Raw genomic sequence first — 23516 nt, forward strand, 5'->3', positions numbered from 1 at the left:
AATAAATTAAGCATCAACGTTTGGCTGGTGGCTCAACTTCGCCAATAAACGATAAATCGTATCAATCATCTGATGACGATGTACCACTTCATCAACCACGCCATGCTCTAACAAAAACTCCGCACGCTGGAACGGCTCTTCTAACGTCTCGCGCACCGTTTGCTCGATCACACGCTTACCTGCAAAACCAATCATCGCTTTTGGCTCTGCCAGATGAATATCGCCGAGCATGGCAAGAGAGGCCGTTACCCCGCCATAAACTGGATTGGTCAGTACCACGATATAAGGAACGCCAGCAATTCTTAGGCGTTCAACAGCGGCGGCAGTACGTGCCATCTGCATTAAAGACAGCAAACCCTCTTGCATGCGCGCGCCACCTGAAGCTGCAAAACATACCAAAGGCTGTTTGTCTTTAAGTGCTTTTTCAGCCGCCTGTACAAACCGGTCACCAACGACCGACCCCATAGAACCACCCATAAAACGAAAATCAAAAGCACAGGCAACCACATCAAGGTTGCGTAACTTACCATACAAAACGATTAAGGCTTCTGTCTCGCCAGTTTTAGTCTTGGCCTCAGTCATGCGCTGGGGGTATGGTTTGCTATCTACAAACCCAAGAGGGTCTTTGGCGCTAAATTCTTGTCCAAGCTCTCCATCTACTTGATCCAAAAACCATTGTAGACGTTCACGCGCAGTCATTGGTAGATGATGATCACAGTGCGGGCAGACATAACAGTTAAAAATCAGTGCCGTATTGGTAATCATTGAATGACAGTTAGTACATTCTGTAGACGGCTCGGTTTCAACTGCAGTCAGCGTTGCGGTTAGTTGCTGCTTGATACCCGGTACTGAGCGATTAAACCATGATTGACCGGCTTGAGAATTATCCGTAGCAGGGCTGACATCATCACTTTGAGTTTCGGGTTTTTTTATAGTATCAGTCATATTATTCGCCATTGTTGAAGGCTTATCGGCAAGCTTGCTCATTTACTTGTCCTTAAGAGTTTGATTGTTGTCTAGTCTAAGAAGCAAATACAGTCATAACATGAGCCGTTATGACTAACACGGTAGCTTATTCGGATTACTATTATCTATATCATGATAAACAATAAGCTGAATAAATCGAGTAATTGTAACAAATTATACATCATGTTAGTTTACACACGTAAACTAAATATAGCAAAGTGATTTACTAGTCTCTTTATCACTGCTTAGGTATTTAGACTGTCTAACGCACCGCGTAGCTCGTCCATCTTGTCCATAATTTTTTGCTGAGCTGTCGTCACAGCGGTGGCATCATTGGCATCGATATCAGCGAAGTTCTGCACCAGTGCACTACCTACAATAATACCATCTGCATGGGCTCCAATCGCCTTAGCAGAAGCACCATCACGGATACCAAAGCCGACACATACCGGCAAATCCGTTTCCGCTTTAATCGCTTGCACTTGGGTCGCAACATCATCAGTATCAAGCGTCGCTGAGCCCGTCACGCCTTTAAGCGACACGTAATAAATATAACCGCCGCAATGAGTTAATACTTGCTCACGGCGCTCAGGCAAAGTAGTTGGCGATAACAAAAAAATCTCATTCATCGCGTGCTCAGTCAAGTGCTGGGTAAAGCTCCCCGCCTCTGCGGGCGGTAAATCTACCATCAAAATACCATCGACGCCTGATTGCTCGCATAAGGTGACAAAACTATCATAACCGATGATCTCGACAGGGTTCAGATAACCCATCAGGATAATTGGCGTTTGTGTGTCTTGCTTGCGAAACTCTGCAACCATATTTAGCGCGTCACGTGTACTGGTACCTGCTGCTAATGCACGCTCGCCAGCTAAAGCCACGGTTGGACCATCGGCCATTGGATCAGAAAACGGCAAACCCACTTCGATCATATCCGCGCCATGCTTAACTAAGTCATGTAGTAAGCCGACAAAGTTGCTAGGATTGGGGTCGCCTGCCATCACATAAGGAATCAGGGCTTTTTTGTTTTGTGATTTTAAAGTCTCAAAAGTGCTTTCAATACGGGTCATAAAGGTCTCTTATTATTGTCAAGTTATTACAAAATAGAGGCTATGTTAGCCTCATCTAATCATATTACAACTCAATCCCTTCTGCCTTCATGACCGAATGCAGGTCTTTATCGCCGCGACCTGACATATTGACGATAATGCTTTGCTCGGGGGTCATGGTTTTAGCCAGCTTAAGCGCGTAGGCGACCGCATGCGCAGACTCTAAAGCCGGGATAATGCCTTCTTTACGTGTGGTTTCATGGAAGCCTTCTAACGATTCTTTATCGGTACAACCCACATATTCAACACGTTTCATATCTTTTAAGAAACTATGCTCAGGACCAACACCAGGATAATCAAGACCTGCCGAGATAGAGTGCGTCTCTTGAATTTGGCCTTCATCGTCTGCCATTAGATACGTACGGTTGCCATGTAGTACACCGATACGACCAGCAGCCAATGGCGCTGAATGGCGACCAGACTCAATGCCGTCACCTGTCGCTTCCACGCCATACATCTTGACATCAGTATCGTTTAAGAAATCAAAAAACAGGCCAATCGCGTTCGAGCCACCGCCAACGCAAGCAACCAAGGCATCTGGTAATTTACCCGTTCTTTCTAAATGTTGAATACGCGCTTCTTTACCGATAATCGCTTGAAAATCACGTACCAGTAACGGATATGGATGCGGGCCTGCAACGGTGCCGATGATGTAATAAGTGGTGTCGACATTGGTGACCCAGTCGCGCATGGCTTCATTCATCGCGTCTTTTAGGGTGCGTGAGCCTGAGGACACCGGCACTACAGTCGCACCCAGCAAACGCATACGATAAACGTTCATCTTTTGGCGCTCGACATCATCTGCACCCATATAGACGATACACTCTAGCCCTAGGCGCGCAGCAATCGTTGCCGTCGCGACGCCATGCTGTCCTGCGCCCGTTTCAGCGATAATGCGCTTCTTACCACACATTTTAGCAAGCAGTGCCTGACCGATAGTATTATTCACTTTATGCGCGCCAGTATGATTTAAGTCTTCACGCTTAAAGTAAATTTGCGCGCCGCCGATCTCATCACTTAAACGCTTGGCATGATATAGTGGTGTTGGGCGACCGACATAATTGACTAAGTCATTGTGATACTCTTCCCAAAATGCTGGGTCAGCTTTGACTTTGGTATACAAGGTTTCAAGCTCTTCTAATGCAGCCATCAGCGTTTCAGAGACAAAACGTCCGCCATGGACGCCAAAATGTCCGCGTGCATCAGGGTATTGGTTAAAGTCTTGAACATTCTCAGGATTAATGAAGGTATTGATAGATTTTGCAGCGTCAGATAAATCTTTGTTTATGGCATGACTCATGATAATTCCTACGATAAGTGGTGTCTTTTAATATAAGTATGGGTGATATAAGGATTGAGACAATTACTAAACTTATGAAAATGAAGCTTAATTAGAAAGTCGGAATAACGAGTAAATAAGAATAAATATAGCGATTATCTTAGATCACGTCAGTGACCGTCTCGTTTTGCCATCGGTCACGCTTGACAGCTTTCATGAAGGCACGCATTTTAGCGGCGTCTTTTTTGCCTTTATCAACTTCAATCCCGCCGCTAACATCGACGCCATAAATAGGCAAATCACGAGTCGCAGCGACATTTTCAATATCTAGTCCGCCCGCTAAGATAATCGGCAGTGAGCTATTATGCGGAATAAGGCTCCAGTCAAAGCGCGCGCCCGTACCGCCATATTTATGCCGATGATAAGCATCAAGTAAAATACTACTCGCCCCTACTGCTGCAAAGCTATCAATACGTGCGCTCACACTATCTAGCGTGTCTTGCTCAGCATTGATACGCAACGCTTTCATCCAGCGTTTATTGACAGCACTTGCCAGCAGCTGGCACTGCTCAGGCGTTTCATCACCGTGGAATTGAATGATATCAAAAGCGACGTTATTTGCCAGTTCAATCAGCTCATCATGAGCCATATTGACTACCAATGCTACGACACTGACAAAGGCCGGCACAGCAGCGCTCAACGTTTGCGCTTGTATCAACGTCACAGCGCGCGGACTTGGTGGATAAAACACCAAACCAATTGCATCAACACCCAACTTCACAGCAGTATCGATATCACTAAGCTGGGTAAACCCACAAAACTTCACGTGCATTTTATAACCTTTTTTATGACCTCAATAAAAACTTGAGTAGATGCTATGTATCAAAGACTGTAAGCGAAAACTGCTATAAATCTAATAAACAGTGATATTACGCTAAATTTCCATCATAAGAAATGATGATAATTTGTTAAACGATGGGCAAATCAATTGCATCAAAAAACTTATCCTAGCATACTTTTATTCATAGTTTTGTTTATGATTGCGATTGATTGGTATAAGGATAATTGAATGTCTAAGACTGCGTCTGCTAATAACGACAACGATGATAATATGGATGTGAATATGCCGCACTATCTAATGTGGTTTCGCCGAGATTTACGACTGCATGACAATACAGCGCTGGCAGCACTTTGTGAACAAGCTAACGCAGACAATGCGCAAGTCAGCGCTATATTCTTCCTCACCCCTGAACAGTGGCAAGCGCACGATACCTCGCTTGCCCAAGTTGATCATATTGCGCGTACTTTACCGATAATCGCCCAAGATTTGCAAACGCAATTGAATATTACCTTAACAGTGCAAGTCTGCTCCAATTTTGCTGATTGCGTAAATACGCTTAGCGCATTGTGTAAGGACAATGATATCAGCTGCATCATGGCCAATCATGAGTATGAAGGCAATGAGATTGAGCGCGATGCGCAGCTCACTAAGCAGCTGGCGAAGGACGATATCGAGTTTGTTCGCTGGCATGATCAGTGTATCTTGCCACCACAAAGCATCACCACCAATGATGGTGACAGCATGTATCAAGTATTTACCCCATTTTATAAAAAATGGCGACATACTTTGGACGTGAGCAGCATCCAATTACATGAAGCCACCGCCATAAATAAGAATAAAACCAAACTAAAATTATCAAAAGACAGCGCGTCTACTATCGAAGACATCGAAACATTAAGTAAAGAGGTAGTCAATATTTACCAAAAAACACGGCAAAAGGCTGACTTATCACCGCATATTGACATGGACGCTCAGTTAGAAAAAGCGCGTACAGCCTACCCTGCTGGCGAAGATGCCGCTTGCCAACGTTTAAAAGCGTTTATCGCTGATGATATCGATAGCTACGATATCGGCCGCGATGTCCCCAGTCTACAAGCAACCAGTCAATTATCCGCCTACCTCACTATTGGAGCGATCAGTCCCAGGCTTTGCTACCTGCAAGCAAGCCTAGCGCAAGAAAAGCTACACGGTAACGATGGCGATAACGAAGATATCAATCGCTGGATAAGCGAGCTGGCGTGGCGAGATTTTTATCGTCATGTGCTAGTGGACAAACCAGCACTTATTCGACACGAAGCTTATAAGGAAGAGACAGATACCAAGATTAATTGGTCATATGATAAGGATGGTTTTGAGACGTGGTGTACTGGCAAGACAGGCGTGCCATTGGTCGATGCGGCGATGCGCTGCCTGAATGCGACAGGCTTTATGCACAATCGTCTGCGTATGGTCACCGCGATGTTTTTAACCAAAGACTTACTGATTGATTGGCGCTTAGGTGAGCGTTATTTTATGCAGCAGCTGATAGACGGTGACTTTGCTTCCAACAACGGCGGCTGGCAGTGGAGCGCCTCAACAGGCACCGACTCAGCACCCTACTTTCGTATTATGAACCCCTTTAGCCAAGGCAAAACGCATGACAAAGACGGCGTGTTTATCAAAACCTGGTTACCTGAGCTAAAAGACATTCCTACCAGCATCTTGCATAGTGAGGACAAAATGCGTAAAGAACTGGCAAAAGACGGTAATTTTGCTGATATTGACTACCCAGTGCCTATGGTCGAACATAAAGCCGTGCGCCAGCTTGCAATTGCTGAATTCAAAAAAGAATAACAACGTTTTAGATATAGAGTATGTTGCTGACATATAGTCAGTTCGAAATAAAGACGTTAAACCAATATTGCCGTGCTACTGAGATATATTTTACTTGCTTGCTGTGTCTACGCTGACAGAGGCTACGCAAAATATATCTCAGCAGCACTGTCTTTTTTAACTTTCATCGTTTGCCGTGCAACATTTAACCTTTGTTTTAATTACTCGTTACTGCTGGCATCTGACACGCCCCTGCTCCTTGCGTAGTAACAGTCACCACTGCGCCAGTCATCGCAAACAGCTGCTGCAATTGCGTTTTTGCGTTTTGTAGCGCCATATTCATCACATCACCTCGGCACGCGCGTTCAAGGACTTCTTTTTTTGCCATTATCTGTGCTTGTTCAAGTATCTTAGGATCAACCTGCATTAAACCAAAAGCGCCTGTTTGCCAGTCATAAATCTCCAAATCATCTAAATATACTGAAAATATCTCTGATGGCGGTAAGGTAATATTAATCTGCGGCATCATTAAGACTGATGTATTAGCATCGTTTGCCTTTGCTTCATCTACATCAGTATCAGATTGTTCAGCCTGTACAACTTGTACCATCTCAGGTGTCAAAGCGCTCAAATTGATGCCCGCATCTACTCGACCACGAGCGATAAACAAACCTTTTTGCTCATCTTGCCAAAGCTTCATCCAGCTGCCTTGTCGCTCACTGGTAATCACTGTATCCACGCTAAAAGCCACCGTCTGCAACCGATTCAACTGTTGAATCTGTGTCACTACCCCTTCACGAGTGATGGTTTCAATCGGTTCTTCTACAGTCCGGTCATTGATAGTATAAATAGCAAAAGCCAAGGCCATAAAACTGATAATTAACAATATCCATGTCGCAATTCCAGTAGGCTGTTTTGGTTTAGGGCGCTTACTCATATTGTCGCGAGCATTATTAGGTGTACGATTATTAGAGGTTGTCATATGCGCTACCTTTTATATTATTAACGGCACTCAAAAGACGTTATTTACAAATGCTAAATTAAGCACGGCTCTATAGCATAAATGACGCTTTTCAAAATGACTTCAAGTATTAGCTACTAATCTTCTACACAATTGCTTAGTCCACAATTTTACAAACCCAACCGCTTTTAGACTTACTATAACTCTCACTATCGATGAATACTAAAACCATCAGATATTTGCTTTATTTTTTGTTCTATTTTGAAGTTTGTACAGCGTTCTCTTGCAAAAAACAAAAAGTCATTGCGTATAAGGCAAACTTTACCTAACATAGTCTGATTGCATCGATAAAATGTCAACGTATATAGGTTACCTGACATTAGCTTACTGTTAGCTGGTTTTTGAACAAAAAGCTTGACTATAAATTGTTAATTCATACACTGTCACGTCGATCATATCATTAGTTATATCAGGTTATATATAAAGGCAAGCTTGTAGCGATTATTTAATGCTCAGCGCCTTATTTATTATTTATTTTATCGTTGATAAGGTTCCGCTTTATTTATGAAAGCCAGTCAATTCTTGTTCGCCACTCTAAAAGAAACCCCAAGTGATGCCGATATCGCCTCAAGCCAATTGATGGTGCGTGCCGGTCTTATTCGTAAAATTGCTTCTGGATTATATATCTGGTTGCCGATGGGGCTGCGCATTTTACAAAAGGTTGAACGTATCGTCCGTGAAGAAATGCAAAATATTGGGGCTCAAGAGGTTCTTATGCCCATGACCCAGCCAGCTGAGTTATGGGAAACTACTGGTCGCTTCGACGACTATGGACCAGAGCTATTACGTTTTAAAGACCGTCATGATCGTGATTTTGTATTGGGTCCTACTCATGAAGAGGTCATTACCAACCTTGCTCAAGGTGAACTGCGCAGTTACAAACAGCTGCCAATCACATTTTTTCAGATCCAAGGCAAGTTTCGTGATGAGATTCGTCCCCGCTTTGGCGTGATGCGCGCGCGTGAATTTACGATGAAAGATGCGTATTCATTTCATGTCGACCAAGCATCACTCGCCAAGACCTACCGTGATATGTTCCATGCTTATACGCGTATCTTTACTCGTTTGGGTTTAGACTTTCGTGCGGTACAAGCAGATACTGGTTCTATCGGTGGTTTTGCCTCTCATGAGTTTCATGTACTAGCTGATAGCGGCGAAGATGATATTGCATTTTCAGACTCCTCTGATTATGCAGCCAATATAGAACTGGCAGAATCTGTCAATACAGCTGAGCGTCAACCACCCAAAATGCAGCGTGAGGACGTGCTAACAGAAGGAATGACCACTTGTAAAATGGTGGCTGAGCACTTAGATATTCCTTTAGCAACGACAGTCAAAACCTTGATTGTACATGGTCATACAGAAGACGATGAGCCTCAGCTAATCGCAATTGTATTACGCGGTGATCATCAGCTAAATACCATTAAAGCTGAAAAAATCGAAGAAGCTAACGTACCGCTGACAATGGCTTCTGATGAAGAGCTAAAAGCTGCTGGTCTACACAAAGGCTATATCGGGGTTGATTTAGACATGCCCGTGTTTGTCGATCGTTCGGCTGCATCGTTGTCAGATTTTGTGACTGGTGCTAATGAGGTGAACAAACATACCATCGGTATGAACTGGGCACGTGATGCTCGTATCACACGCATCGTCGATATACGCAACGTACAAGAGGGCGACCCTTCTCCAGACGGCAAAGGCACCTTAAAGATTAAGCGCGGTATTGAAGTCGGTCATATTTTCCAGTTAGGTGACAAATACTCCCAAGCGATGAATGCCACCGTATCTGGCGAAGATGGTAAACCAGTTACCTTGATGATGGGTTGCTATGGTATTGGCGTCAGCCGAATCATCGCCGCTGCTATCGAGCAAAATAACGACGAAAATGGCATCATGTGGCCAAAAACGCCATCAGTTGATGACTCGATTGCACCTTTTGAGGTTGCTATCATTCCGATGAAGTCAAAAGAAGAAACTGTCATGCAAACAGCAACGGCTCTGTATGACGAATTAAAGGCGCAAGGCATTAATGTGTTACTTGATGACCGCAACGAGCGTCCAGGGGTCAAATTCGCTGATCTTGAATTGATTGGTATCCCGCATCGTATCGTGGTCTCTGACCGTAACTTGGCTGAAGGTAAGTTTGAGTACGTCAATCGCCGTGAGACAGAAAAGCAAATGCTCAGTCGTGAAGAAGTTATTGCAAAAGTAAGTAGCAAGTAGCTTTTGTGATAAAAAACGTACTAAAAAAGCGCCTATTTCATCAAGTGAAATAGGCGCTTTTTTATTTTATAGTAGGTCGGCTACATAATCTAAATTATACGAAACCAACCCTATCAATTACTGACGAATCAAACGGCTTGGTTTAGGTAATAAACCTATGTCACTGACGCGGCAAGGATTGATATCGATACCACCGCGGCGCGTATACCAAGCTCTAACCATCAATGCGCTTGGCTTATAATACTCGCTCAAATCAGCGAATATCTGTTCGACACATTGCTCATGGAAGCCATTGTGCTGACGGAAGCTCAATATATAACGCAGCATATTAGCGTCATTGAAAGGCTTAGCAGTCGTCATTGAAACCGCCAACGTGCCCCAATCTGGCTGATTGGTCACCGGACAGTTACTACGCAGTAGATTGGAATAAAAGGTATACGGCTGAGTACCATCACTTACCACGCTTTCACTGCTCGCTTCTACTTCGTTTTCACTTAGCAATGACGCATCAGGATGTTCAATTAATGCAACTTTGTCCGTGTTGCCTGCTAGTGCCTCATCAATACAGACGCCCTCAGGCCGAGAAATCAACAAACCTGTCGTTTTATCGTCCAAACCATGCTCTAAGCCAAACAACTCAACCTGCACCTTAGCTTGCACGCAGGCTGATAAATCTTTAGCAATCAGCGCTTGCACATCATCCCAGCTGGCAAATTCGGTAAAGTTAATGCTGTTTAGGTACAATTTAAGCGATTTTGATTCGACAATGAATGGCGAGCTGGCAGGAAGACCAAAGCGGGCAATAGCAACTTGGGAGATGCCTTGGGTGTTGAGCCAAGACATCTCAAAAGCATGCCACCAATCCACACCGACTGCCAACTTATCATCATGCCAGCCAATCGCATCACGGCCCATACGACGAGCAATAGGATATAGCGTCTCTGGACTATACTTGGTGGGGTAGTCGGTAGTTTGCTCACCCAAGATACCGTGAATACTCATTTAATTTCCTAATATTAAACCGTTAAAAACTTATTTCTAGTATGTCAGTTTCTAATACGCCAATGTGCCAACGTGTCAAAAAACTGGCCAGTAATGACGCTAACTTTTAGATAATAAGGATTACAAGCGCACGCGTGAACCATTACTTAGTAAGCGATAAGCAATAGTATAAAATATCGCACAGAATACAAAAATAGCGGCCATCGAATACCAGACATTCACATCAGAATATCCCAAAATACCGTAGCGGAACGAGTTCACCATATAGACAATGGGATTTAATAACGAAACGTTTTGCCAAAACGGTGACAAATTTTCCATCGAATAAAATACCCCACCAAGATAAGTAAGCGGTGTCAGTACAAAGCTTGGAATGATAGAGATGTCATCAAACGAGCGCGCAAATACAGCATTGATAAAGCCCCCAAGAGAAAACAAGATAGATGTACCCAGTACCGTAAATACCGTGACAAATAAATGCTCAATACCGAGGTCGGTAAAAAATAGCGCTACTATTGAGACAATAATCCCGATTGCCAATCCGCGAAAGATACCTCCGCTAATATAACCCATCAAAATAGCATGCTTAGACACTGGTGAAACGAGTAGCTCTTCGATACTGGCCGTAAATTTGGCACTAAAAAAGCTTGAGACAACATTAGAGTAGCTGTTGGTAATAATCGACATCATAATTAGGCCAGGGACGATAAACTGCATGTATGGCACGCCGCCCATCTCCCCCACACGTGAGCCGATCATCTTACCAAAAATGACAAAATATAGACTCATCGTAATAACTGGCGGCAGCAATGTTTGGGGCCAAATACGCAAAATACGGCGCACCTCTTTTAACCAAATGGTACGAAAAGAGATCCACTTTTTGTTCCATGACATTGTTCTATTATGATCTAAGGCTCCTTGACTCATAATCCTGCCTCCTTCATGCTATCTGCACTTTGAATATTTTTGTCAACTAAGCGCATGAATAACTCTTCTAAGCGATTGGCTTTAGTACGCATACTAGCGACAGTGACGCCTTGGTCGGACAATTGACGAAAGACACTGTTTAATGACTCACCTTCGGTCAGCGTAACTTCAAGTGTCTGGTTGTCAGGTTGTGTTACACCTGTTACCTCAGTTAATTTTAATTCACGCGTAAGGGGCGTATCTAAATCAAACACAAAGGTTTCAACTGACAACTGCGCTAGTAAGTTTTTCATTTCTGTATTAATACGAATTTCACCATGATCTAAGATTGCAATACGCTTACACAACTGCTCAGCTTCTTCGAGATAATGCGTGGTCAAAATGATGGTCGTGTTTTCTTCAACATTGATCTGCTGCATAAACTCCCACATAGAGCGGCGCAGCTCAATATCCACCCCAGCGGTCGGCTCATCAAGAATCAACAGTTTTGGTTTATGAATCAAGGCGCGTGCAATCATCAAACGACGTTTCATACCACCTGATAGCTCACGTGACTTATTGTCGCGCTTATCCCATAAGCCAAGAGCCGTCAGCAATCGTTTTGCCCGTGGTCGCGCTTCTTTAGCTGGAATACCAAAGTAACCAGCTTGAGTAATCAAAATGTCTTGTACTTTTTCAAACTGGTTAAAATTGAACTCTTGCGGTACTACGCCAAGATACTGTTTGGCAACTGAAGGATTGGTCAACAGATCCGTACCAAAAATATTGACGCTACCAGTTGTAGGTTTAAATAATGAGCTAATAATGCCAATCATTGTTGACTTGCCAGCCCCATTTGGGCCAAGCAAAGCAAAAAATCCACCTTGTGGCACCGTTAGGCTGACATCTTTTAGCGCCGAAAACCCATTATCATAGGTTTTGGATAGATTTTGGATAGAAAGCGCTGGTACCTCAGACATGAATACCTCTTTATAAATTTATAAAATAAATGTTGTAATGCCTTGATGTGAGGTTGCTATAGACAGATTTCAACTATCGCAATATATAACAACACTATTGATTTCATCAATCACCAATCATAAAAAAACGTCTATCTCAGTCAACGAAATAGACGTTTTATGGTCGTATACAACACGTGTCAGAACAGTAGTTTCAGAGCTACTCTCTATAGCGTAACTTTATCTTTTCAGACTAGCTTGCTTCATCAATCATATAATCTACAGCGTTTTGGACTTCTTCATCAGGAATGTTAGCACCGCCTTTTGCTGGCATAGCATTAAAACCATTAATAGCATGCGTATACAACGTGTCTGAACCTTTCGCTATACGTGGTCCCCAAGCACCTGCATCACCCAGCATAGGTGAACCAAGCAATCCTGAAGCATGGCAAGTTTGACATACTGCATTATATACTGCTTTGCCGTCACGAGGGCCATCACCTGCTGCTGGGCCAGCGGCACGCGCTGTCACATCACAAACTTCATCATCTTCAAAACAGACTTTAGCAACCGGTTGAATACGAGCTATCAGATTAGGATATAGGGCAATAAGCTTTTGCACTTGCGGTGTATCCTCAGGAATCGGCTCTTCATTAGTTACCGGAGCCGCTTGCGCTGTTTCTTCTGTTGCCGCTTCTTCTGTCGTAGCGTCAGCAGGCAGAGCACCATCGACAGGAGCAGTATCGCTTGTCGTATCAGCGGCAGCTTTTGGTTCATCGCCTAGTTGTTGAGGAACATCTTCAACCACTTCTTGTGCTTCTGTTACATCAGATATGGTTACAGGTGTATCTGCAATATCTTCGGCTTGGCTCACTGCGATACTAGCGATTCCTAGAATGGCAGCTGCCGATAACATAACTACTTTTCTCATTCGTCACGTTCTCTTATTTACGTATACAAGCGCTAACACGACTTGGACTTTCTGTCTATCTTCCTCTGACAGTATCTAGTTATCAACAGCAAACAGCCATCCCAGATGCAAGCGTACTTGTAATCGGTGATTATGAATATGAATTTTCCCTAACATTATAAGGGAAAAGGTATGTAAATTGCCATGCCTGTTTACTGACTATCTGAGTATTTATCAAATAATCCTAAGAGCTTGTTTCATTTATTGGCTTTGTCGCTTTTATTTGTTAGACTAAGCGGTCTTTATTTTTCGACGACTTATAACTTATACTGCAAGTCTGGTTTTTACACCCAATGAGTTGATTCACTTTACATAGCAGTTCACTCATCTTATGCGCTCGTAGCTCAGTTGGATAGAGTATCGGTTTCCGAAGCCGAGGGTCGTGGGTTCGATTCCCGCCGAGCGCACCAATCATTGTAACCAATCTATTATTTCAAAGTATATCTCACTGAGCCAACTTATCTATTTTGGTTTAGCTGTAATGCTATGTCTGGCATTTCCAAAACTTTCTTATCAAATACCTGTTTACTCTAAACTTACCCTTCTCTTTTATCACTCCTAAACTTTTCTTTTGAGCAAGCTACTTTATGGCAAAAATACGCCTTTTTGCTTTCTTCGCTTAATCTTTACAAAAAAACTACTTTTATTAGAAATAATACTTACATTTTAAAAGCAACCTAAGTATTATTGCTTATTAGGTATTTATGTAACTATATGTAATTAAATGAATATATAGCAATATTCTAGTAACCAAATATAGATTCAAGTACAGAATATTTTTGGCTCGTTAATTGCATGTTTAAGATAGGTTTAAACGAGCCAGCGGTTTATAACTTTTAATATAGTATGAGTTAAGTCTAGGAGACGTAATGAGTGTATTTTATATGGCAGCATTATCAGTAGGGTCTGTATTCTGGGGAATGGTTGTTGTTTGGCTGATGGCAACGCGGTAAGTAGCTGGCTTGTTGAGCTCAACATATTTCTTGCAAGTCAGTACCAAGCTGGGCTCGACTCGGTACTCGATGATAATTGATAATAGGCACCTCTCCTAAGCGGCGCTCACCAGCTGCGATACTATTATCTATGGTAATCATTGCAATCTTTTTATTCTCTTTGGTAATTAGCAAATGCTTAGCTCTTCTGCTGGTACTATAGTTAGGAAAGTGTTTTTTAATTAAAATAGCTGTCTTTTGTAAGCTATCATTTGTTAATGGCTTCTTACCCGCTGAGGCGTGTGCTCCACTTTTGGGATTGACTTTATTACTACGTAAATGTGCTATCAGCCATAGTACTGTAATGACTGCTAGCAATATGACAAGCCACCAAATTCCGTCTATCATAGAAAAGTATATCCATTATTAGCAAGGGTTAAGTCATGGTAGCAGAATTATCGCCAAAACTAATAGCAGAAGTACATCGGGCTGCTGAGTTATTAGCGGTTCGACCACAGATCTGTATTCTAACAGGTGCAGGTGTATCAGCAGAAAGTGGCATTCCAACTTTTCGTGATAAGCAAACTGGTCTCTGGGAACATTATCGGGCAGAGGATTTGGCAAGCCCCACTGCCTTTGCTCGGGATCCACATTTGGTATGGTCATGGTATCAATGGCGCAGGCAAATGGTCCATGACAAAAAACCTAATCCTGCTCACTATGCGCTTGCCAAGTGGCAACAAGACGCTAAAAACCACAAACAGCGCTTTACATTGGTCACACAAAACGTCGATGATTTACATGAACAAGCAGGCAGTAGAGTCACCCATCTACATGGTCATCTGTGGCGTAATCGTTGTCATGACTGTGGTACGCCCTACCAGAGTGAAACAGAAGCTTCAAATAGTAATAAAAAATCTATTGAGTTTGATGACAGCCTAATATCTTGCCAACAGTGTGATGGTTATATCAGACCTGATATTGTCTGGTTTGGTGAAGCGCTACCCGTACAAGCGTGGCAAACAGCTGAGAATGCTGCCGCCAGTTGCGATGTGTTCATCAGCATTGGTACATCAAGCTTAGTATACCCTGCAGCGGGTCTGGCACAATTAGCCCAGCAAAATGGCGCAAAAGTCATCGAGATAAACCCCAATCCAACCCCTAATACTATCGTCGATATTACCCTAGCTGCAAACGCTGGCGTAGTACTGCCTTTATTGATGCAAAAAATGGCTCCGCTAACTTAATCACTGTATAAAAGACAACGCCTGTACTTACCGACAAGACAAAGATGCAAAAGACAAAGACGCAAAGTATTAATAACAACTACATGCTCTATAAGTGATTAAGTCTCTAATAGCTCCTAACCAGTTACTGCAATGCGCGCTCCACTTTAGCCAAGTATGCTTTTTTTAGGTCATCATCTATAAATGATGATCTAAAAGAGTTTTTTACCAAAGTGACAATATCGTTTTCTGTTAGTGGCAAGTTTTCGTGCAGGTTGATGAAGTTTTGGTTGATATAGCCTTTAAAGTAGGCTGGATCATCTGAATTGACGCTCACATTCAGGCCATAATCCAAAAGCTCTTTTATATTATGCGCTTTATAGTCTTCAAATACCTTTAGTTCAATATTTGAGTTTGGGCAAACCGTAAGCGGTATTTGCTCTTCTTTTAGCCGCTGCATAAGCGCATCACTATGGATTGACTGTACGCCGTGGTCTATTCTATCGATACCCAATAAGTCTAAGGCTTCATTAATATAAGAAAAGTCGCCTTCTTCGCCTGCATGAGCGACCAATCTAAACCCTTCCTCTTTTGCCTTTTTAAATACCTCTGTAAATTTCGATGGTGGGTTGCCAAGCTCCGAAGAGTCAAGACCAACGCCGATAATATCGTCCTTAAATGCCATTGCCTCCTCTAACGTATCAAAAGCATCTTGCTGTGACAAATGACGTAAAAAACACATGATAATTCCAGAAGTAATACCGTATCTTTCTTTGGCATCAGCCAGCGCTTCTTTTATACCAGTGATTACAGTTTCAAAAGCGATGCCTCTTACCGTATGCGTCTGAGGGTCAAAGAATATCTCAGTATGAATAACATTGTCTTCAACACATTTTAAGATATATTCCCAAGTCAAATCATAGAAGTCGTCTTTTGTAATAAGTACATTAGCACCAGCGTAATAGATATCCAAAAAGGTCTGTAGATTGGTAAAATTATAAGCGTTACGTACGTCTTCTATATCTTTATAGGGAATATCTATGTTGTTTTTTTTGGCCAGTCTAAACATAAGCTCAGGCTCTAACGAACCCTCGATATGTAAATGCAGCTCAGCTTTTGGTAATTTTTTTATCAGATCAATCATAATATACCCTTATCTTTAACTACCTATCTATAATTTTGTAGAATCTACTTTAAAAAGACTACCGTATCAGACAGCTCATTACCTGCTGGGTCATGCTCTAAGTGGTAATACTGACGCAGTAGTTGTCCTATCTCATCTAATAAATCAGTCAAGCTTTCTTCTGATTTTTTGTTAGCAATACCAGTCACCGCTTTGTCACACATTGCACGCCATACTGTAGGACTGACATGAGCGCTAATACCACGATCTGCGACAATCTCTAGCTTATGCTCACAGATGTTGACATAAACCAAGACCCCCGTGTTTTCCTCAGTATCCCATACGCGGTATTCGCTAAACAAATCAATAGCACGCTCGCGGCAGTTAGTACTATAAGCTTCTGGGATAGGCAGATGGTTTTCTATAACCAAAAAAACCTCACCGCGATGACCTTGCTCTGCTTCTGTCACCTTTGCTGTCAGGCGGGCCTTAACCTCTGCTGTTAGCCATTTGCTATTTAGCATCGGAACAAACAAGACTTGACGCCACCAGCGAGCAAAACTTGCCTCTGATGAAGGTAAGTTGTTTTGTGCCATAATTTTTCCTCAAGTAGGCGATTGCTCATTGTCATCTAATACATTATCAAACAAATTATAAAAGCAACGTTCTTAATATTTAATTCTACAGATCGATTTTTATGATGGTTGGTCTACCAAGATCCACCAGCACCGCCACCACCAAAGCCGCCACCGCCGCCGCCGAAGCCGCCACCACCAAAGCCACCACCACTGCCACCGCCAAGTCCAGGTAAGAAAATCAAACCGCCGCCGCCGCGTCCACCACGACCACCGCCGCCTGAACCCCTAGCGATTAAGAACATCCAGATAAATATGGCCATAATAACAGTCATAAAGAATCCGCCGCCCAAGGCTAAAGAACCAGCGAAGAAACCACCAGCCGTTAAGATAGAGCCAAATACTCGTCCAAAAATACTAGTGATAAACTTACCAAAAATCATCGCCATGATAAACAAAAAGACAGGAGTTGACGGCTCATCTGAACCTTGCTGAGCGTTACGTTCTGCAGCTTGAGCGTCAGCGCGAGCCAGCACGTCAGGATCAGCATTTAGTCGAGCCTCAAGCGCACTAACACCTGCTAACAATCCAGACCCATAGTTATTTTGTTTAAATAGCGGCGTAATATCCTCACGGATAATACGATTGACCGCTGCATCCGGCAACACGCCTTCTAACCCATAACCAGTTAGGATATACATATCACGATCATTGACTGCTACCACAATCAATAAACCGTCATCCGTGTCCTCTTCTCCAAGCTCCCACTTATTGGCAACCTGTAGAGCATAATCAAATATAGGTAAGCCATTTGTGCTAGGTACGATGACGACTGCTGCTTGAGCTAGACCTTGCTGGTAAATATTCCTAAGCTGAGTCTCTAAACGCTGTTTCTCTTGTGGGTTTAGAATATTTGCTTGATCGACGACCGGTTGGTTTAATATGAGTTTATCAGCATCAACACTAGCCGCATCAGATTGTATAGGTGGCTGGGCAGTGCTCTGAGACGGTGCTACCGCTTCATCACTGGCGGCATTTGGATTGATAGCATCATTGCCAAGTATGGCACCTCCAACAGCGTCGTTGCCAAGTACCGCGTCATTGATAGCTTCATTCGCCTCGCCAGCTTTAGCAATCGCCACTAGGTCCTCAACGCTACGGTTTTGCATCTGCGTATTGGTAGCATTCTCAGTTGTTGCAGCATTAGCATCCTCTGACGCAGCATACAACAACGTCGTACTGCTTGCGCTGAGTATTAATAGTAATGCCGAGACGATTGCTTTTGAATTCTTCATCTAATCTATACCACCTTTAGTGACATGCTTGCTGAACGAAATTATGACTTACTATAAATAGGCATGTACTATTTTTTCACACCTTTAACCGCTTTATTTTAACCATAAAAAGCCAATCTTATTGAGCAGTAGCTTCATCATCACCAAAGTCGACAGTAGGAGCGGTTGAGATCTCGTCTTCATTAGCAACGGTAAAGTTCGGCTTGGTATCCATACCGAACACTTTGGCGGTGATATTAGTTGGGAACTGACGTACCGTGGTGTTATAGCCTTGGACTTCTTGAATATAACGATTACGGGCTACGGTAATACGGTTTTCAGTACCTTCTAGCTGTGCTTGCAGGTCTTGAAACAAAGCATCGGATTTGAGCTCAGGATAACGTTCGGATACCGCCATCAGACGTGACAATGCTCCCCCCATCTGAGCTTGGGCTTCAGCATAACGTTCCATCGCTTGTGGGTCATTAAGCACTTCTGGCGTTATATTGATGCTACCTGCACGCGAACGCGCTTCTGCGACTTGAGTGAAAACCTCTTGCTCTTGATCTGCATATTGTTGTACAACTTTTACCAAGTTTGGCACCAAGTCCGAACGGCGCTGATACTGGTTGACTACTTCTGACCAAGCCGCTGTGACTTGCTCATCTTGTGATTGTAAATTGTTATAACCACAGCCTGTTAAGCCAACGGTTGATGTCGCCAATACTGCTGATAACAACATAGGTTTTACAATAGATTTACGCGTCATAACTGATTCTCCCAATAATGATAATTAACCATTTAGCCATTTATACTAAATAATAAGTTGTAATGTGACCAATAAACGATTGTCTTTAATTATGCTGCTAATAATGGCGATATAGTCGCTCTTTTACAATTCATCGTTACTAAAACACAACCGCAAAAGAGTCCAACTGACTTTCTTGTTTTGCAATAAATCACTATTTTACTCTGGCCTAGTCGATCTCTAGATATCAATAACAGTTTATAGCAGATTATTAAAAGCTTATAAAATACATATATTGCACTATCTAACAATGAATTCGATAGCTCTATACCAATTAAGTAAACAATTATTGAATGATATAAACACGGACAATTCAAAAAAAAATCTAGTAATTATAAAGAAATTGTGGCAAATTGCAGTTACTTAACCGTATGGTTTGCATACATTCGGTAGTGGAGTTGTTATTTATTTGATATTAGTCCAGGAAAAATGACAAATATCGTCTTTATCCTAATGACAAATATTATAGATGGTGAATTAATTATTTAATGTTATTGTTTGAAATTTATAAAAATATCTAACGATAACATGAAGTTAAGGTTCATACACTATGAGTTTGCAGGCTAGCAACGAATAAAGACAACGTAAACGGTTAAATACCATCAGGATGTTGATGCGTGTTTAATGATAATAATTACTTGTTTTATCCGCTGGTCTATTCTTTATCTACCTATTTTTACTGCGTTATGTCATCATAATATTGCGACAACCAGAAAGGCAAAAGGACTTGCGACCGCAGCTAAGATTGTATTAATACAAATTGTGTTAATTGATAAGCCAAGCGGATAAATACAGACATTTACAATCCATCCTAAATAGTTAAAAAGGTATTAGGCTTCACTTTAGTAAAATGCTTAGTATCCTTTATCGCTACTTTCAGGACGTTTGAGGAAGACATAATATGGAAGGTTTAGTCAATTTAGTAAACGGAATTATTTGGAGCCCCGCTCTGATCTACCTGTGTTTAGGCGCAGGTCTGTTTTATTCTATTATGACGCGCTTTGTACAAGTGCGTTTGTTCGGTGAAATGGTAAAACTACTGTTTACAGGTAAATCTAGTGAGCAGGGTATTTCATCGTTTCAGGCGTTAGCCGTCTCACTCGCAGGACGCGTGGGTATGGGTAACATCGCAGGTGTTGCTGCTGCCATCGGCTTTGGTGGTCCAGGCGCCGTATTTTGGATGTGGATTGTGGCGTTCTTAGGGGCATCTACTGCCTACGTTGAGTCTACACTTGCACAGATTTATAAAGAAAAGGACGTGGTTACTGGCGAGTATCGCGGTGGCCCTGCGTATTACTTTGAACGCGCACTTGGCCAAAAATGGTACGGGATCCTTTTTGCAATCTCCTCTATCTTAGCTTGCGGTATGTTCTTACCGGGTGTACAAGCAAACGGCGTTATCAGTGCATTTGCACAGGTAATGGGTGAAGGCACTATGATGAATATCGGGAGCCTAGAAGTTGGCTCTATGCGTCTGGTTGCGTTAGTCATCATCTTAGTAGTACTAGGTATTATCATTTTTGGTGGTATTAAGCGTATTGCAACCTTTACTGAGTTTGCAGTTCCTTTCATGGCACTAGGTTATATTGTCCTAGCTTTGATTATCATGTTTACAAACTTTGATATGATTCCTCAAGTTTTTGGTATGATCGTTGGTGACGCCTTTACTGCTCAAGCAGGTTTTGGTGCGGCAATCGGTTGGGGTGTTAAACGTGGTATTTACTCAAACGAAGCGGGTCAAGGTACAGGTCCTCATGCGGCAGCGGCTGCTGAAGTTGAGCATCCATCACAGCAAGGTTTGGTACAGGCATTCTCAGTCTATGTCGATACCATTCTAGTCTGTTCTGCTACAGCCTTTATGATTCTAACGATGGGTACTTATAACATCCAAGGTACGCTACCTGATGGTCAGTTCATCGTTCAAAACGTAGCAGCGACCACTGAAATTAACGCGCCTGCCTTCACGCAAATGGCGATGGAATCAGTATACGGCTCATTCGGTGATACTTTCATCGCTGTTGCAGTGTTCTTCTTCGCCTTTACTACTATTTTGGCTTACTACTATATTGCTGAAGTAAACGTGGCTTATTTGACACGCTTTATCGGTCGCGGTGCGAATAGAACGGGCTTATTCTTAGTTAAAGTACTCATCATGGCGATGGTTGCTTATGGTGGTCTAAACTCAGCTGGTTATATTTGGGCTATCGGTGATATCGGTGTTGGTCTGATGGCATGGCTTAATATCGTTGGTATTCTTGTTATCTTTATCGTTGCACGTCCAACACTTACCATGCTCAAAGACTATGAAGCCCAGCGTAAAGCTGGTGTTAAACGCTATAGCTTTGATCCTGCAAAATACGGTATTAAGAATGCGCCATATTGGGAAGCACGTCATTTACAAGAGCAAGAAAGAATGGCACAAAGCCCACTACACAAAGAGCATAAATAACGCTTTTTGAAGTAGCTAGCATGTATTAGTGTCACATAAAATTAAAAAGCTTGAGACTATGGTCTCAAGCTTTTTTTATACCCTGCGTTACACGTTATCTTTTGATATCAGATGCCCTTATCTACAACACGTGCAGACAGTTTTTTAATCCAATAAAAAACCCAGCACGTTTGACTGGGCTTGGTCTTAAAATTATGCATGTATTAAGTCAACTGGTTTTAGTAAGGTCCTATTATTTAGGCATCAATACGGTATCAATCACATGTACCACACCATTGGTTGCCATCATATCTGGCTGAGTAATATTAGATGTGTTGCCGCTTGCATCTGTGATGACATTGGCTTCACTGATAGAAAACGCCTGACCATTTACCGTTTCGATATCTGTACCGTAAGGGATATCGGTAGATCTTACTATCATACTTGGAATAACATGATATGACAGTACATTGGTCAACATGTCTTTATCAGCCAATAGCTCTTCTTTTGTGACGTCAAGCTTCGTTAATGCATCAGCAAATGCAGCGTCCGTAGGTGCAAATACAGTGAACTCACTGCCTGAATCCATAAGAGTTTGATCCAGACCAGACGCTTCTAGTGCTGCTGTCAAAATAGTCAAATCGTTGTTTTCAGAAGCAAGTTCGGCGATATTCTGCGTGGCAGTGGTCTCTTCTGCCATTACTTCAGGTTCCGCAATAACTTCCGGCTCTTCCATTGGTTCAGTTTCGACCATTGGCTCAGTTTCAACCATCGGTTCAGTAGTTGCTTCAGCCTCGGTAGGCTCAGTAACCGTTTCTGCGTCATTACAAGCTACCAAAGATACCGCTGATGTAGCAATTGCTAGAGATAATAAAGTCTTTTTTAACATGGGTCTATCCTTATAAAGATTGATCAAGTAGCTTCTTACTGATCACTATACAAACTCATTCAAAGCATGAAGTAAGAAGTACCATATATGTCTCGTTTATTGTGGTAACAGTACTTTATCGATAACGTGTACAACACCATTGGTAGCAGCGATATCTGTTTGTAAGATATTAGCAGTACGACCACTCTCATCCATCAATTTACCTTCAGGCGTTATCATCAATGTGTCTTTGCTAAGCATCATAACGTTGCCTGGCTGCACATCCTTAGCGTATACAGGTGCTGGACCATTGATTACGTGGTAGCCTAAAATCTTAGTTAAAGCTGGTTTGTTCGCAAAAAGCTGCTCTTTACTCATACCAGTCTCTTGCAGAGCTTCAGCAAAAGCTGCATTGGTTGGCGCAAGAATAGTAAAATTTGCATCAGGATTAGATAATGGTCCTGCTATACCCGCAGCTTGTACCGCTTCAACAAGCGTTGAAAATTCAGCATTGCTTTGAGCAACTTGTACCACATTCATCTTAGCTGTGGTTTCGCTTTGAACAGGTGCTTTTTGAGCTTGTGTAGACACCTGTTTTGCTTGCGTTGACGTCTTTTCAGCTGGCATCATATTATTACAAGCGCTTAAGCCTGCGATTGATACAGCCAATGTGCCGATAGTAGCAAGTTTGGTAAGTTTCATATTCATATCCTTGATTTTGATGTATATTCTAGGTGCAAATTTAAAAGGTGAATGGTGCTTTTGTTAAGGCAAAATTCCAAAAAATTAACTTATATGTGGTGACCTACTACCTATACAAACACAGTATCTATGTAATTACCTATGTAATGACACTACTTAAAAAGTCAAAAACAGCGCTTACAGGATATAAATACAATGTGCATATACAATATTTAACCATCATTACTTGAGAACTTATAAGCCATACTTACGAGCAATCGAGCCTTACCACGTCAAACTAACATGATCAGTAAAGTTAACTATTTGCATTTGCGCTATTTTTTGTCACCGCCTTGTAAGTTTTGTCTGCTTTCTAACACGAATTATTTTTTGTATTTGTAAGAGAAATTTTACTATGGTTCATGACAATTACGATAAGAATATATTCATATATAAGAATATAAAGTGACCTCAGAGTACAATTCTATTACGATATCAACTGATATGATTATC

General features: G+C 42.2%; 20 protein-coding genes and 1 tRNA gene. 5 read left to right on the forward strand and 16 right to left on the reverse strand.

Annotation, left to right across the window (positions count from 1 at the left end):
- Positions 1–6: 6 nt before the first annotated feature.
- The 4 genes from accD to BTV98_RS12255 form a co-directional block, all read right to left on the reverse strand.
- On the reverse strand, positions 7–957 hold the full coding sequence (accD, locus tag BTV98_RS12240; RefSeq protein ID WP_075103709.1) for an acetyl-CoA carboxylase, carboxyltransferase subunit beta: 951 nt from the start codon (positions 955–957) through the stop codon (positions 7–9).
- Positions 958–1211: 254 nt separating this feature from the next.
- The gene (gene trpA, locus BTV98_RS12245; RefSeq protein ID WP_058368243.1) at positions 1212–2036 is read right to left on the reverse strand and encodes a tryptophan synthase subunit alpha; all 825 of its coding nucleotides are present in this window, start codon (positions 2034–2036) and stop codon (positions 1212–1214) included.
- 64 nt (positions 2037–2100) lie between these two features.
- Positions 2101–3375, reverse strand: a complete 1275-nt coding sequence (gene trpB, locus BTV98_RS12250) for a tryptophan synthase subunit beta (protein ID WP_227511703.1) — start codon at positions 3373–3375, stop codon at positions 2101–2103.
- Positions 3376–3514: 139 nt separating this feature from the next.
- A complete protein-coding gene (locus tag BTV98_RS12255) occupies positions 3515–4186 on the reverse strand; it encodes a phosphoribosylanthranilate isomerase (protein ID WP_058368242.1) in 672 nt (223 codons plus the stop codon).
- Between the two features lie 237 nt (positions 4187–4423).
- On the opposite strand from BTV98_RS12255, the gene BTV98_RS12260 reads away from it, so the two are divergent.
- Positions 4424–6028 carry a deoxyribodipyrimidine photo-lyase gene (locus BTV98_RS12260; protein ID WP_058368241.1) on the forward strand — a complete coding sequence of 535 codons (1605 nt, stop codon included), beginning with the start codon at positions 4424–4426 and terminating at the stop codon, positions 6026–6028.
- Positions 6029–6224: 196 nt separating this feature from the next.
- Here the strand turns inward: BTV98_RS12260 and BTV98_RS12265 are convergent, their stop codons facing one another.
- Positions 6225–6989, reverse strand: coding sequence for a DUF4230 domain-containing protein (locus BTV98_RS12265; RefSeq protein WP_058368240.1), 765 nt, complete (start codon positions 6987–6989; stop codon positions 6225–6227).
- Positions 6990–7532: 543 nt separating this feature from the next.
- Here BTV98_RS12265 and BTV98_RS12270 point away from each other — a divergent pair.
- Complete coding sequence (locus BTV98_RS12270) at positions 7533–9251, forward strand: proline--tRNA ligase (protein ID WP_058368239.1); 1719 nt, start codon at positions 7533–7535, stop codon at positions 9249–9251.
- Between the two features lie 117 nt (positions 9252–9368).
- Here the strand turns inward: BTV98_RS12270 and queF are convergent, their stop codons facing one another.
- The 4 genes from queF to BTV98_RS12290 form a co-directional block, all read right to left on the reverse strand.
- Positions 9369–10253, reverse strand: a complete 885-nt coding sequence (queF, locus tag BTV98_RS12275; protein ID WP_058368237.1) for an NADPH-dependent 7-cyano-7-deazaguanine reductase QueF — start codon at positions 10251–10253, stop codon at positions 9369–9371.
- Positions 10254–10373: 120 nt separating this feature from the next.
- The gene (locus tag BTV98_RS12280; RefSeq protein WP_058368238.1) at positions 10374–11147 is read right to left on the reverse strand and encodes an ABC transporter permease; all 774 of its coding nucleotides are present in this window, start codon (positions 11145–11147) and stop codon (positions 10374–10376) included.
- 29 nt (positions 11148–11176) lie between these two features.
- Positions 11177–12139, reverse strand: a complete 963-nt coding sequence (locus BTV98_RS12285) for an ABC transporter ATP-binding protein (RefSeq protein WP_058368236.1) — start codon at positions 12137–12139, stop codon at positions 11177–11179.
- Positions 12140–12371: 232 nt separating this feature from the next.
- The gene (locus BTV98_RS12290) at positions 12372–13049 is read right to left on the reverse strand and encodes a cytochrome c5 family protein (RefSeq protein ID WP_058368235.1); all 678 of its coding nucleotides are present in this window, start codon (positions 13047–13049) and stop codon (positions 12372–12374) included.
- Between the two features lie 372 nt (positions 13050–13421).
- Between BTV98_RS12290 and BTV98_RS12295 the strand changes: the two genes are divergently transcribed.
- A tRNA-Arg gene (locus BTV98_RS12295) sits at positions 13422–13498 on the forward strand.
- Positions 13499–14059: 561 nt separating this feature from the next.
- Here BTV98_RS12295 and BTV98_RS12300 read toward each other — a convergent pair.
- Complete coding sequence (locus tag BTV98_RS12300) at positions 14060–14428, reverse strand: hypothetical protein (protein WP_058368234.1); 369 nt, start codon at positions 14426–14428, stop codon at positions 14060–14062.
- Between the two features lie 35 nt (positions 14429–14463).
- On the opposite strand from BTV98_RS12300, the gene BTV98_RS12305 reads away from it, so the two are divergent.
- Entirely contained in the window at positions 14464–15267 is an 804-nt protein-coding gene (locus tag BTV98_RS12305) for an NAD-dependent deacylase (protein ID WP_058368233.1), read from the forward strand.
- Positions 15268–15391: 124 nt separating this feature from the next.
- On the opposite strand, the gene BTV98_RS12310 is transcribed toward BTV98_RS12305, so the two are convergent.
- The 4 genes from BTV98_RS12310 to BTV98_RS12325 form a co-directional block, all read right to left on the reverse strand.
- Positions 15392–16390 carry an adenosine deaminase gene (locus BTV98_RS12310; RefSeq protein ID WP_075103694.1) on the reverse strand — a complete coding sequence of 333 codons (999 nt, stop codon included), beginning with the start codon at positions 16388–16390 and terminating at the stop codon, positions 15392–15394.
- Positions 16391–16434: 44 nt separating this feature from the next.
- Complete coding sequence (locus BTV98_RS12315) at positions 16435–16965, reverse strand: TPM domain-containing protein (RefSeq protein ID WP_075103695.1); 531 nt, start codon at positions 16963–16965, stop codon at positions 16435–16437.
- A 113-nt stretch (positions 16966–17078) separates the two neighbouring features.
- A complete protein-coding gene (locus BTV98_RS12320; RefSeq protein ID WP_075103696.1) occupies positions 17079–18239 on the reverse strand; it encodes a YgcG family protein in 1161 nt (386 codons plus the stop codon).
- 118 nt (positions 18240–18357) lie between these two features.
- A complete protein-coding gene (locus tag BTV98_RS12325; RefSeq protein ID WP_075103697.1) occupies positions 18358–18987 on the reverse strand; it encodes a LemA family protein in 630 nt (209 codons plus the stop codon).
- A gap of 940 nt (positions 18988–19927) precedes the next feature.
- Here BTV98_RS12325 and BTV98_RS12330 point away from each other — a divergent pair.
- Positions 19928–21475, forward strand: a complete 1548-nt coding sequence (locus tag BTV98_RS12330; RefSeq protein WP_075103698.1) for a sodium:alanine symporter family protein — start codon at positions 19928–19930, stop codon at positions 21473–21475.
- A gap of 232 nt (positions 21476–21707) precedes the next feature.
- Here BTV98_RS12330 and BTV98_RS12335 read toward each other — a convergent pair whose 3' ends face one another.
- Together BTV98_RS12335 and BTV98_RS12340 are read right to left on the reverse strand one after the other, a co-directional pair.
- On the reverse strand, positions 21708–22343 hold the full coding sequence (locus BTV98_RS12335; RefSeq protein WP_058368230.1) for a fasciclin domain-containing protein: 636 nt from the start codon (positions 22341–22343) through the stop codon (positions 21708–21710).
- A 96-nt stretch (positions 22344–22439) separates the two neighbouring features.
- Positions 22440–23024, reverse strand: a complete 585-nt coding sequence (locus BTV98_RS12340; protein WP_058368229.1) for a fasciclin domain-containing protein — start codon at positions 23022–23024, stop codon at positions 22440–22442.
- Between the last annotated feature and the right edge of the window lie 492 nt (positions 23025–23516).

Source organism: Psychrobacter sp. Cmf 22.2 (assembly GCF_001921745.1).
In the GTDB taxonomy this organism is placed as follows: Bacteria; Pseudomonadota; Gammaproteobacteria; order Pseudomonadales; family Moraxellaceae; genus Psychrobacter.